This is a genomic window from Xanthobacter sp. DMC12 (genome assembly GCF_056314105.1).
Map to the genome: position 1 here is coordinate 905,524 of NZ_JBQUYZ010000002.1, position 12,357 is coordinate 917,880.

At 67.9% G+C, this 12,357-nt stretch carries 9 protein-coding genes; 3 read left to right on the forward strand and 6 right to left on the reverse strand.

Annotated features, from left to right (window positions below):
* The first annotated feature begins 47 nt into the window (after positions 1-47).
* Positions 48-1,580, forward strand: a complete 1,533-nt coding sequence (locus ACT535_RS12325; RefSeq protein ID WP_476364576.1) for a class I adenylate-forming enzyme family protein — start codon at positions 48-50, stop codon at positions 1,578-1,580.
* Positions 1,581-1,620: 40 nt separating this feature from the next.
* Here ACT535_RS12325 and ACT535_RS12330 read toward each other — a convergent pair whose 3' ends face one another.
* From ACT535_RS12330 to ACT535_RS12350, 5 genes are all read right to left on the reverse strand, one after another.
* Positions 1,621-2,124, reverse strand: coding sequence for a YqhA family protein (locus ACT535_RS12330; RefSeq protein WP_168461540.1), 504 nt, complete (start codon positions 2,122-2,124; stop codon positions 1,621-1,623).
* Between the two features lie 11 nt (positions 2,125-2,135).
* Positions 2,136-3,599: a GntP family permease gene (locus ACT535_RS12335; RefSeq protein WP_476364577.1), complete on the reverse strand. Its 1,464-nt coding sequence runs from the start codon at positions 3,597-3,599 to the stop codon at positions 2,136-2,138.
* A 3-nt stretch (positions 3,600-3,602) separates the two neighbouring features.
* Positions 3,603-4,628, reverse strand: a complete 1,026-nt coding sequence (locus ACT535_RS12340; protein ID WP_476364578.1) for a patatin-like phospholipase family protein — start codon at positions 4,626-4,628, stop codon at positions 3,603-3,605.
* A gap of 125 nt (positions 4,629-4,753) precedes the next feature.
* A complete protein-coding gene (locus ACT535_RS12345; RefSeq protein ID WP_476364579.1) occupies positions 4,754-7,843 on the reverse strand; it encodes an efflux RND transporter permease subunit in 3,090 nt (1,029 codons plus the stop codon).
* Positions 7,840-8,934 carry an efflux RND transporter periplasmic adaptor subunit gene (locus ACT535_RS12350; RefSeq protein WP_476364580.1) on the reverse strand — a complete coding sequence of 365 codons (1,095 nt, stop codon included), beginning with the start codon at positions 8,932-8,934 and terminating at the stop codon, positions 7,840-7,842. Before ACT535_RS12350 ends, ACT535_RS12345 begins: the two co-directional genes overlap by 4 nt.
* Positions 8,935-9,126: 192 nt before the next feature.
* Here ACT535_RS12350 and ACT535_RS12355 point away from each other — a divergent pair, with 192 nt between their 5' ends.
* Positions 9,127-9,831 (forward strand): SDR family oxidoreductase, encoded by a 705-nt coding sequence (locus tag ACT535_RS12355; RefSeq protein ID WP_168461533.1) that lies wholly within the window; start codon positions 9,127-9,129, stop codon positions 9,829-9,831.
* 113 nt (positions 9,832-9,944) lie between these two features.
* On the opposite strand, the gene ACT535_RS12360 is transcribed toward ACT535_RS12355, so the two are convergent.
* Positions 9,945-10,451: a hypothetical protein gene (locus tag ACT535_RS12360; protein WP_476364581.1), complete on the reverse strand. Its 507-nt coding sequence runs from the start codon at positions 10,449-10,451 to the stop codon at positions 9,945-9,947.
* A gap of 572 nt (positions 10,452-11,023) precedes the next feature.
* On the opposite strand from ACT535_RS12360, the gene ACT535_RS12365 reads away from it, so the two are divergent.
* Positions 11,024-12,301: a tyrosine-type recombinase/integrase gene (locus ACT535_RS12365; protein ID WP_476364582.1), complete on the forward strand. Its 1,278-nt coding sequence runs from the start codon at positions 11,024-11,026 to the stop codon at positions 12,299-12,301.
* Positions 12,302-12,357: the final 56 nt, after the last annotated feature.

The window sequence follows — 12,357 nt, forward strand, 5'->3', positions numbered from 1 at the left end:
TTGCAATAGAGCTGGCGCGGGCGGTGCGCGGCAGCCATGATCGGGGCATGATCGAGACGGTGAATCAGGCTTCCTCCCGCCCCTTCAACCTTGCCCGCTTCTGCCTCGCGTCCGCCGGTGCTGACGCGGCTAAGCCCGCCTTGCTGGTGGCCGAGGGGCCGAAGGGGCGCATCATCGAGCGGTGGAGCTACGGCGATCTCACCGCCGCAGTGCTGCGCGTGGCCGGCGGCTTCGCGGAATACGGCCTGCCGCGCGGATCGCGGGTGCTGCTCCGGGTGGGGAACACCTCCGAGTTTCCGATCATGTTCTTCGGCGCCATTGCCGCGGGGCTGGCGCCCATCCCCACTTCCACCCAGCTCACGGGGCACGAGGTGGAGATGATCCTCGACGATTCCGGCGCGGTCCTGGTGGTGGGCGACGGATCGGGCGTGATGCCGGCGCCGCGCGCGGGGGTGCATGTGATCGATGCCGCCGGCATGGCGCGGCTCGGCGCCGCAACGGCCATCGATTTCGTCGCCACGGATGCGGACGATCTCGCCTTCCTGGTCTTTACCTCGGGCACCAGCGGCCGGCCCAAGGGCGTCGCCCACGCCCAGAGGGTGGGGCTCGGGCGCGTGCCCATGCGTGCCGGCTGGCATGACCTGAAGGGCGACGACCTGCTGTTTCACGCTGGCGCGTTCAACTGGACCTATACGCTGGGCGTCGGTCTGATGGACCCCTGGGCGGTGGGGGCGACCAGCATCGTCCATCTCGGCGATCGGCCGCCCGGCGCCTGGCCCGACCTGCTGGAGGAGACCGGCGCGACGATGTTCGCCGCCGTGCCCGGTCTCTACCGGCGCATCCTGAAATATGCGCAGATCACTCCCGGGCGCTTTCCCGCCCTGCGCCACGGCCTCACCGCCGGCGAGGCGCTGAAGGCGGCGCTGCACGGCGAATGGGTGGAGGCGACGGGGCGCCCGCTCTATGAAGCGCTGGGGATGAGCGAGATCTCCACCTACGTCTCCTCCGGACCCGCGGTGCCGACCCGGCCGGGCAGCCCCGGCAAGCCGCAGGCGGGGCGGCGGGTCGCCGTGCTGCCGCCCGAGGGCGAGGCGCCGGACGCGCTGCATCCCCTTCCGGCCGGCGACACCGGCGTCCTCGCCGTCCATCGCTCCGACCCCGGCCTGATGCTCGGCTATTGGGGCCTGCCGGAAGAGACCGCGGCTGTCCTCCGCGGCGAATGGTTCCTCACCGGCGATCTCGCCCGCTTCGATGCGGACGGCTACCTCTGGTACGAGGGCCGGGCCGACGACCAGATGAACGCCTTCGGCTATCGCGTGGCGCCGGAAGAGGTGGAGCGCGCGCTCGCCGCGCATCCCGATGTGGCGGAGGTGGCGGTGGCGGAGGCGCAATCGGGCGAGGTCTCCCTCGTCACTGCCTTTGTCGTGCTGCAGGCGGGGGCTCAGGCGGACGCCGCGGCGCTCGAGGCCTACGCCGCGGAGCACCTCGCCGAATACAAGCGCCCGCGCGCCTACGTCTTCATCGAGGAACTGCCCCGCACCGGCTCCGGCAAGGTGATGCGCCGCGCGCTCAGGGGGTAGTGTCGCTCGGGGGCGAGGGCCTTGCCGCCGGGATCGCCTCTCAATCGTCCCGGGTGCTGGGGTGGAAGCGGTCGGTGAGCGCCAGCACCGCGTAGGCGGCGACGAAGATGATGTTGGCGACCACCAGCCATCGCACCTGCGTCTCGCTCACGTCCGTCTCCAGCCGCATCAGGGCCTTCAGCAGCGTGATGCCAGTGATGGCCATGAGCGAGGCGAACAGCTTCAGCTTGAGGCCCGAGAAGGAAATCCGCGTCATCCAGGCGGGAGAGGCCGGGGTATCGGCGCGGTCGATCTTCTCGACGAAGTTCTCGTAGCCCGAGGCGATCACCACCACCAGCAGCCCGCCCACCAAGGCAAGGTCGATGAGGGTGAGGATGCCCATGATGACGTGCGTCTCGTTCATCCCCGGCAGGGCGATGGCGAAGCGCACCAGTTCCATCAGGAACGCGACGACGAGCAGCGCGAGGCCCACCGCGAGGCCGGCGAACAGCGGCACCATGGCCCAGCGGCTCAGCGTCACCAGCCGCACGATCGCTTTGCGCATCGCCGATCCCCTCAGAAGCTGCCCAGAACGGTGCCGAGGCCGATCACCACGGCGAGCGCGATGAGGGCGCCCACCACGGCGGCCATCACGATGTCGAGGTAGCCTTCCTTGTGGGTCACGCCGCACACGGACAGCAGCGTCACCACCGCGCCGTTGTGAGGCAGGCTGTCCAGCGTGCCGGAGCCGATGACGGCGACGCGGTGCATGAGGGACGGGTCCATACCGATCTGTGCGGCGATCTTCATGTAGGTCGGCCCCAGCGCGTCCAGGGCGATGGTGAGGCCGCCGGAGGCCGAGCCGGTGAGCGCGGCGAGGATGTTGGTGGCCACCGCCAGCGACACCAAAGGCCCGCCGCCGATGCCGAGCACCCAGTTGCGCACGTCCGCGAAGGCCGGCAGCGCCGCGACGATGGCGCCGAAGCCCACGAGGCTCGCCACCGCGAGGATGGGCAGCACCGAGGCGTTGGCGCCCGCCGTCATGGTGGCGCGCAGCTCGGGCACACTGCGGAAGTTGATGATGATGCAGGTGACGATGGCGGCGGCCAGCGCCACGATCACCGACCACACGCCACCCACGGCCGAGAGGGTGACGCCGCCCCACTGCGGATCGGCGAGGAAGCTCACATCCATGCGCGGCAGCACCACGAAGGACATGAGCAGGTTCACCACGATCACCACCACGATGGGCAGCGCCGCCAGCAGGATCGGCGGCGTGCGAGGGGATTCATCGCTGGAATGGATCTCGGAGGGGTCGAACGGGCCGGCCGTGGAGGCGCGCTCGCGCACGATCGGGTCGTCCGCCGCAAGGTCCGCGCTCTCGTCCGGCGCGGCGATGAGCGAGCCGAAGCCCTCGCCGGCGGCACGCGCCGCGTTCTCCCGCCGCTTCAGCCACCACATGCCGAAGCCCAGCATGATGAGGGAGGCGATGATGCCGAGCCCCGGCGCCGCGAACGGCGTGGTGCCGAAGAAGGGCATGGGGATGGCGTTCTGGATGGAGGGCGTGCCCGGCATGGCCGACATGGTGAAGGTGGAGGTGCCGAGCGCGATGGCCGCCGGCATCAGCCGGCGCGGCACGCCGGCCGCGCGGAACAAAGCGACGCCCATGGGCGCCAGCACGAAGAAGGCGACGAACAGCGACACGCCGCCATAGGTGACGATGGCGCCGGCCAGCACCACCGCGAGGATGGCGCGGCTGGGGCCGAGCTTCTCCGTCATGGTGTTGGCGATGGAGGTGACGGAGCCGGAATCCTCCATCAGCTTGCCGAACACCGCGCCGAGCAGGAACAGCGGGAAGAATTGCGCGACGAAATCCGCCGCGTTGCGCATGAAGGTCTGCGTCCAGCTCGCCAGCAGCGGCTCGCCGGAGAAGGCGGCCGCGATCAGGCCCGCGATGGGCGCGAGGATGAGGATGGACGAGCCGCGGAAGGCGAGGAAGATGAGGACGGCGAGGCCGACCAGAATGCCGATGAGACCCATGGATCAGAGCTCCGCCATCAGCTGGTCGAAATTGACGGTGGAGGCCTTGCCGATGTCGTGCCCGTGCTCGGCGAGGAACACCTCGGCGGCCTTGCGGCCCTCGTCCCTCAGCCAGGTGAGGAAGTCCCATTCCGCATTCAGCTTCGAGGAGAAGCCGAGTTCGTTCATGATGGGATTGCGCACCACATGCACGCGCATCCGCGCCCAGTTGCAGGCTTCCGTATCGCCGGAGAGTTCATGCACGTGGCGCTGGAGCAGCGCCATCATGTAGAGCTCCTTCACCGCCACGGAATTGAACGAGACCTCGTTGAGGCGGTTGAGGATCTCGCCCGGCGTCTTGGGTGTGCCCGGCCGCTCCAGCGGGTTGATGGGCACGAGGATGGTGTCGTCGGATTTCAATTCGCTGACCAGCGGTGCCAGCGTCGGGTTGCCGGAATAGCCGCCGTCCCAATAGGCCTCGCCGTCGATCTCCACGGCCTGGAACAATGTGGGCAGGCAGGCGGAGGCCATCAGCACGTCGGGCGTGATCTCGGCGTTGCGGAACACGCGCGGCCGGCCGGTGCGCACGTTGGTGGCGGTGATGAACACCTTGATGGGGGAGGAGCGAAGGCGGTCAAAATCGATCTGTTTTTCGAGGATCGGCGCCAGCGCGTTCCCGCCCAGGGGATTGTACTGGTAGGGCGAGAACATGCGCGTCATGAAGTCCATCATCAGGAAGCCCGGCGCGGTGTCCATGGACCAGCGGCCGAGCATCTTGTCGAAGGGCGAGCGTTTGAACGGGCTGAAGCGCGCGGCCTCGGAGACGTGGGTCCAGTAGCTCTCCAGCGCCAGCTTCGCGCCCTCGCGGCCGCCGGCGGCGTAGCCGTCCGCCAGCACGGCGGAATTCATGGCACCGGCCGAGGTGCCGGAGACGCCCTCGATCTCGAGCCAGCGTTCGTCGAGCAGCCGGTCGAGCACGCCCCAGGTGAAGGCCCCGTGGGAGCCGCCGCCCTGCAGGGCGAGATCGACGAGTACCGGTTCCCGTTCCATCTTGGACCTCATTCACACACGGGCCGCATCGGGTGCGGGCCGGTTGCCGTTGGCGTGGCGGGCTTTTCCTCGGGCCGTCTGTTCTCGTTGGCGGCGGCGGGTCAGGTCCGCCGTCCGCGCGCCGGTCACGCCGGCTGCGTCTTGACCGGCTGCGCGACGCGCTCCGGCCCGGTGTCGGGGCCGAACCATGCCACATAGAGCGCCGGCAGGAAGATGAGCGTCAGAAGCGTGCCCACCAGAAGCCCGCCCATGATGGCGAAGGCCATGGGCCCCCAGAACACGGTGGGCGCGATGGGGATCATGCCCAGCACCGTCGAGACCGCCGTGAGCATGATGGGCCGAAAGCGCATGGAGGAGGCGGAGACCACCGCATCCCACACGTTCTTGCCCGCCGCGCGGTCCGCTTCGATCTGGCCGATGAGGATGACCGCATTCTTGGTGATCATGCCGATGAGCGCCAGCACGCCGAGGATGGCGACGAAGCCCAGCGGCCGCCCGGAGGCGAGCAGCGCCGCCACCACGCCGATGAGGCCCAGCGGCGCCACCGACAGCACGATGACCAGCCGCTGGAAGCTTTTCAATTCGAACATCAGCACGGTGAACATGAGCAGCAGCATCACCGGCACCACGGCGACCACCGAGGCGAGGGATGAAGCGCTCTCCTCCACCGTGCCGCCGGTGGTGATGGCGTAGCCGGCGGGAAGGGTGCGGCGCAGGGCCTCGATCCGCGGATCGAGCTTCTCCACCACGCTCTCGGGCAGCACGCCGCTCTTCACGTCCGACTGGACGGTGAGGGTGGGCACCCGGTCGCGCCGCCAGATGGCGGGATAGTCCTGCCCGTACTCGAAGGTGGCGATCTGCGAGAGCGGCACGGTGCGCCCGTTGGGCAGCGGCACCTGCAGGGTGGCGAGGGAGGCCAGCGACACGCGCTCCTCGTCGGTGGCGCGGGCCACCACGTTGACGAGATAGATGTCGTCGCGCACCTGCGTCACCGGTTGGCCGGACAGCACGGTGTTGAGCACGCCGGCCAATTGGGCGGTGGAGAGGCCCAGCAGCCGCGCCTCGTCCTGGTCCACGCGGATCGACACCTGCCGGGCGGGCTCGATCCAGTTGTAATTGACCGTCTCCACCTCGGGGTTCTCGGCCATCACCTTGGCGAGGTCGAACGCGATGGCGCGCACCTTCTCGATCTCCGGGCCGGAGACGCGATACTGCACCGGCCAGCCCACGGGCGGCCCCAGCTCCAGCGGCGAGATGCGCGCCACGAGCTGCGGGAAATCGGTGGCGAGCACCTTCTCCAACTTCACCCGCAGCCGCTCGCGCGCCGGCACGTCCTTGGCCACGATCACGCTCTGGGCGAAGAAGTCGTTGGGCAATTGCACGTCCAGGGGCAGGTAGAAGCGGATGGCGCCACGGCCCACGTAGGTGGACCAGCGGGCCACGTCCGGATCGTTCGCCAGCACCTTGTCGAACGCCTCGGCCACGCTCTGCGAGGCGTAGATGGAGGCGTTCTGCGGCGAGGCGAGGTCCACCAGCAGCTCGGGCCGGTCGGAGGAGGGGAAGAACTGCCGGGGGATCAGCGGCAGCGCCAGCACGGAGAGCACGAACAGGCCGGCGGTGACGGCCAGCGTCACCCAGCGCAGACGCAGGCAGAGGATGAGGAAGGAACGGTACATCCCCATCACGCCCTTCGGCGGGGCGTCGGGATCCGGGATCTTGTCCTTCGCCGGCGGGCGCAGGATGAGCACCTGGAGGAGCGGGGCGAACAGGACCGCCACGATCCACGAGACGAGGAGGGCGATGCCCACCACCGCGAACAGGGTGAAGGTGTATTCGCCCGCCGAGGAGGCGGCAAATCCCACCGGCACGAAGCCCGCCACCGTGACCAGCGTGCCCGCCAGCATCGCCGCCGCATAGGCCTTGAAGGCGTAGGAGGCGGCGGTGGGCGGATCGTCGCCGGCCGCGAGGCGGGTCAGCGTCGCGTCCGTCGTGGTCATGGCATCGTCCACCATCAGCGCCAGCGCGATGATGAGGGCACCGAGCGAGATGCGCTGCATGTCGATATGCGCGAGCTGCATAAGCGCGAAGACGATGGCCAGCGTCAGCGGGATGGCGAGCGCCACGATGGCCCCGGCCCTGACCCCGAGCGCGATGAACGACACCACGAGGATGATGCCCACCGCCTGCCACAGGCTCTCCATGAATTCGGAGATGGCGCTCTTCACCGTCACCGCCTGGTCGGCCACCAAGGTGGCGTCGATGCCCACCGGCATGTCGGCGAGGATGCGCGTCATGGCGCGGTCGATGTTGGCGCCCATGGCGAGGATGTCGCCGCCGTCGCGCATGGCGATGGCGAGGCCGATGGCGTCCTTGCCGTTCACGCGGAACATGGGCTGGGGCGGATCGGCGAAGCCGCGCCGGATGGTGGCGATGTCGGCGAGGCGGATCAGCCGGCCGTTCACCGCGAGGTTCACGTTGGCGATGTCTTGCTCCGAGGCGAAGGCGCCGGAGACGCGGACGGAGATGTTCTCCTTGCCCGTCTGGATCTCGCCGGAGGGCCGCACGATGTTCTGTGCGGCCAGCGCCTGAAGCACCGCCTGCCGGTCGATGCCGAGGCTGGCCAGCTCCTGCATGGAGAATTCGATGAAGATGCGCTCGTCCTGCGCGCCGAGGATCTCGATCTTCGACACGTCCGGCACGTGCAGCAGTTCGGAGCGGGCCTCCTCCACATAGTCGCGCAACTCGCGATGGGAGAAGCCGTCCGCCGTGAAGCCGTAGATGATGCCGAAGGTGTCGCCGAACTCGTCGTTGAAGAACGGCCCCACGATGCCTTGCGGCAGGGTGTGGCGGATGTCGGCGATGCTTTTGCGCACGTGATACCAGATGTCCGGCACCTCGGCCCCGGTGGCGGAGCCCTTCAGGTGGACGAACACGGTGGTGACGCCGGGCTTGGTGTAGCTCTCGAGGTAGTCGAGCTTCGGCACTTCCTGGAGCTTGCGCTCCAGGCGTTCGGTCACCTGCCGGAAAGTCTCTTCCAAGGTGGCGCCGGGCCAGTTGGCCTGCACCACCATGGTCTTGATGACGAAGGTCGGGTCTTCCGCCCGGCCGAGATTCTTGAAGGCCATCAGGCCGGCCACCACCGAGATGGCCATGAGGTAGAGGATGACGGAGCGGTGTTTCAGCGCCCAGGCGGAAAGGTTGAAGCCGCCGCTCACAGGCTGGCTCCCGCCGGCGCCGCGAGGAGGCGCACCTTCTGGCCCGGATGCAGCGCCTGCACGCCCGCCGTCACCACGATCTCGGAGGGCTTCAGCCCCTCGCCGACGCTGACGGACGCCGGCCCGAAGCGCAGCACCTCGATGGTGCGCAGCGCCACGGTCTGGCTCTTGGGATCGACCACCCACACGGCGGGCTTGTCGTTGAGGCGGGTGAGGGCGCTCGCCGGGATTTCCACCACCGGCCCGCGATCCACCATCACCCGGCCGACGACGGTCGTGCCGAGGCGCAGCGCCTCCGGCGGATTGTTGAGGCCCACCCGCACCCGGAACGTGCGGGTCACCGGATCGGCCTGCGGCGCCACCTCGCGCACCCGGCCGGTGGCGGTCACGGCGGGATCGGTGGCCAGGGCCACCGTCACCTCGGGATCTCCGGGCAGGCCGGAGAGCAGCGCGGCGGGCACGTCGAACACCGCATCGCGGCCGTCCTGGCGCGCCACCTCGATCACCGGCTGGCCGGCCTGCACCACCTCGCCCGGCTCCGCCCGGCGCTGGGTGACGACGCCGGCGGAGTCGGCCTTCAGTTCGGTGAAGCCGAGGCGGTCCTCGGCCATCTGCAGGCGGGCTTCCGCGTCGTCCACCTGCGCGCGGGCGTTCAGGAAGGCCTGCTCGGCCTGCTCATACTGGGCGCGGGGGGTGAAGCCGCGGGCGAGGAGCTGGCGCTGGCGCTCATACTGGTTGCGGGTCTGGGTGAGGTTGGCATTGGCCGCGCCGAGCGCAGCCTGCGCCGAGCGCACGGCATTCTGCTCGTCCTGCGGATCGAGGCGGGCGAGCACCTGTCCCGGGGCGACGCGGTCACCCACGTTCACGAGGCGGTCGATGATGCGGCCGGAGATGCGGAAGCCGTAAGTGGCCTCGTTCTGCGCCTCCACCACGCCGGTGAGGCTCAACGTGTCGCTTGCCGCGCGGTTGGTGGCGACCACGGTGCGCACCGGCCGCGGCTCCTGCGCCTGAGGCTTCTGCGCCTCGCCGCAGGCGGAAAGGAAGAAGCACGCACCGAGCACGCCCAGCAGCATGTGCTTACCTTTGAGCACGCCAGCATCCTGCCCGCGATATACCCGATGGTCGCGCACGAGCAGCTCCTCTTCGCAGTGCAACTAGCGTGGCTATAGAGGAGACTTGAGCATTAGACCAGCGAGTTAACTCAAAGCGCCTTCCTATACGTGGCCGTTTCTGCCATTCCCGTGATCGAACGGTGCGATATGCGCCAAAAGGAGAATATGAACATGGCAGAGGTCAAGGTCGCCGTCGTCACCGCGGGCGGTTCGGGCATGGGTGCGGCGTGCGCGCGGCGCCTTGCGGCGGATGGCTATGCGGTGGCCATCCTCTCCTCGTCCGGCAAGGGCGAGGCGCTGGCGGCGGAGCTCGGCGGCCTCGGCGTGACCGGCTCCAACCAGAAGGCCGAGGACATCGCGCGGTTCGTGGATCAGGTGATGGCGCGATGGGGCCGCATCGACGTTCTGGTGAACAGCGCGGGCCACGGTCCGCGCGACACCATCACTGCCATCACCGACGAGCAGTGGCACCAGGGCCTCGACGTTTATCTCATGAACGTGATCCGCTCGGTGCGGCTCGTCACCCCCGTCATGGTGGCGCAGAAGGGCGGGGCGATCGTCAATATCTCCACCGCCTGGGCGTTCGAGCCGGCGGCCATGTTCCCCACCTCCGCCGTGTTCCGCGCGGGGCTCGCCGCCTACACCAAGATCTTCGCCGACACCTACGCCGCCGACAATGTGCGCATGAACAACGTGCTGCCGGGCTGGATCGACAGCCTGCCGCAGACCGACGAGCGCCGCGCCGGCGTGCCCATGGGCCGGTACGGCACCAGCGCCGAGATCGCCGCCACCGTGGCGTTCCTCGCCTCCGAGGGCGCGGGCTACATCACCGGGCAGAATTTGAAGGTGGACGGCGGGCTGATGCGCTCGGTGTGAGCGGGGCGCCCTTCTGCTTGGTGATGGATGCGCCCCGGTGCCGCTTGTCAGCGCCGGGGCTGACCCGGCTTGGGAAGCGGTGAGCCGGAAAACCGGATAGGCAGGATCATCGGCTACAAACAGGGGTTCATCACCGGCTCGCGCGGGATCGACAAGAGGTCGGCAGTCTGTGCCCGAAGCGCATCGGGGCCACCGCGGCGGAGCATCTGGTAAAGCTGCTCCGCACTTCCCGCACAAATGCTCCCATGCATCTGCAATCCGCGCAGCCCTTGTGCGCGCCGGGCGTCAAGCTGCTCCTTTGAAACAGGAGGCGTGCTGTTCGCGATAATGAAATCGTCGATGCGCGCGATCGATTGCTCCAACTCGGCCTGAAACAAAGCGTCCTGCCCGGCATGGCATTCTCGCCCAACCAGCCGGACGGCATCGTAGATGCTCCAGATACACAGGACCGCGCCTTTGCCTGAATTATCCACCTGCACGGTCTTGTCGCCCAGGCGCCGCGTTTCCACACCGCCTGACTGAGAGGGCGGCAGTTGATCGGCGTTGGCTACTGCCATGAGAGCAGGAAGAATGGCACCGGCGAGGGCGAGAGAAAGCGCCGAGCGGTGGAGCATCGTCATGCCTCTTCCCATTGCGGCAAGTATCCACGCATCGTGGCCATCTTCGTGCCGCAGGCGGAAGTCGCGCGAGCATCATCCTCGCAGGAATGCACTCAAACTCGGTTTACGGTTGTGGGAATGGTCCCGACGGCCGGTCATGGGGCGTCACGATCATGTGGGGGTTGGAGAGCTGGCACCCACCGACAGCGGCCAGCATTGCGACCACGATCACGATCCGCCCTATCCGGCCCATTCTCGCCCCCAACCTTGCCCATGCAACCATAGCGTTATCGCCGTTGCGGAACATGCGATCAAGGGGCGTGTCGGAATATCGGCTCGCTTTCCCGCCTCATCCCGCATGATCCCGGCAAATCACCCAATCGATCCCTTGGTCCTCTCGGCCCGCGCATCGCGCGCGACGTGGATCATCATTCCATGGCCCGTTTTTGACGAAGCGCTACTGTGCAATATCAAACTTGCGCAATTCCTACGGTCATCACAAAATCAAATGGCCCAAGTTGGAGTGAGGTTGCCCGAAATGGCTCCTCCGTGATGACCGGGTGATGACCGAAAGCGGGGGGCGGGAGAGCGTCATGGCTGCGGAGCGGGTTGCCAAGCTCACGAAGAGGGTAATTGACGCCACCGCGTCGGAGGGCGCTCGGTTCGTCCTGTGGGATGCAGAGGTGAAGGGGTTCGGCCTCCGCGTCGAGCCATCCGGCGCGAAGTCGTTCCTTGTTCGCTACCGGGCGGGCACGGGTCGCGGCGCTCCCCTCCGGCAACTGAAGCTTGGCGCCTATGGCGTCCTGACGGTCGATCAGGCGCGAGCGAAGGCAAAGGAACTGCTGGCACAGGTGGCCGCTGGGCAAGACCCCGGCCGGGAGCGCGCGGGTTCCCGGGCGGCGCTGACATTGCGTCAGTTGGCCGCGTTGTTCATGACGGATCACGTGGCGGTCAAGCGGAAGCCGAACACGTTCCGCAGCTACCGGCTGACTCTAGACAATCACCTTATCCCCGCTTTGGGGACGCTTAAAGCGGCGGATGTGACGCGGGCCGATATCGCCGGCCTGCACAGACGCATGAAGGCAATTCCCTATCAGGCGAATCGGATGGTCGGTGTAGTCGGTGCCATCTACACGTTCGCGGAGCGCTCGGGGCTGGTGCCAGAGGGGGTGAACCCAGCCCGAAAGGTGGAGCTGTACAAGGAGAATAAGCGGGACCGCTTCTTGACCATGGGTGAATTTGAGCGGCTGGGCGCGGTTCTGTTGAAGGCCGAAAGCGATGGGGTGCCATATGTGGAGCGCGGTAAGCCGGTGGTGCGGCGGATTTCACCCTATGCCGCCGCTGCAATCCGCCTTCTCCTTCTCACCGGAGCTCGCCTGCGCGAAATCACGTTGCTGCGGTGGGAATACGTGGACCTTGAGCGGCGTTGCCTGCGGCTCCCGGACAGCAAGACGGGGGCAAAGGTCATTCCCCTGAATGCGCCGGCCATGAAGGTGCTTGCCGAACTGCCACGCGAGGAGGGCAATCCCTTCGTCATCGTGGGGCAGAAAGCGGGGCGGCCGATGACGGCACCGCATAAGGCTTGGGACGTGATCCGTGATGCTGCGGGGCTCGATGGGCTCCGCATTCATGATTTGCGCCATAGCTTCGCCTCGGTCGGCGCTGGTGGGGGCATCGGCTTGCAGATCATCGGCAAGCTGCTCGGTCACACTCAGGCCTCCACGACGCAGCGCTACGCTCACATCCACGACGACCCGCTGCGGGTGGCCAGCGAGCTTATCGGCGGGCGCGTGGGCGCGGCGCTTGGGCTTTCGGAGCCGGCTGCGGATGGTGGGGCGGAAGTGATGTCCATCAAGGGCGGCAAGGCGTAGCTGCGGAGTGTGCAGCCCCTAAAGGCGTTCGGCCCGGCCCTCGGGGAGTGAGGGGA

Coding starts and splice junctions, on each gene's coding strand:
- ACT535_RS12335 (WP_476364577.1), bottom strand. CDS start 3,599: ATGGGTCTCATCGGCATTCTGGTCGGCCTCGCCGTCCTCATCTTCCTC.
- ACT535_RS12325 (WP_476364576.1), top strand. CDS start 48: ATGATCGAGACGGTGAATCAGGCTTCCTCCCGCCCCTTCAACCTTGCC.
- ACT535_RS12365 (WP_476364582.1), top strand. CDS start 11,024: ATGGCTGCGGAGCGGGTTGCCAAGCTCACGAAGAGGGTAATTGACGCC.
- ACT535_RS12360 (WP_476364581.1), bottom strand. CDS start 10,451: ATGACGATGCTCCACCGCTCGGCGCTTTCTCTCGCCCTCGCCGGTGCC.
- ACT535_RS12355 (WP_168461533.1), top strand. CDS start 9,127: ATGGCAGAGGTCAAGGTCGCCGTCGTCACCGCGGGCGGTTCGGGCATG.
- ACT535_RS12340 (WP_476364578.1), bottom strand. CDS start 4,628: ATGGAACGGGAACCGGTACTCGTCGATCTCGCCCTGCAGGGCGGCGGC.
- ACT535_RS12330 (WP_168461540.1), bottom strand. CDS start 2,124: ATGCGCAAAGCGATCGTGCGGCTGGTGACGCTGAGCCGCTGGGCCATG.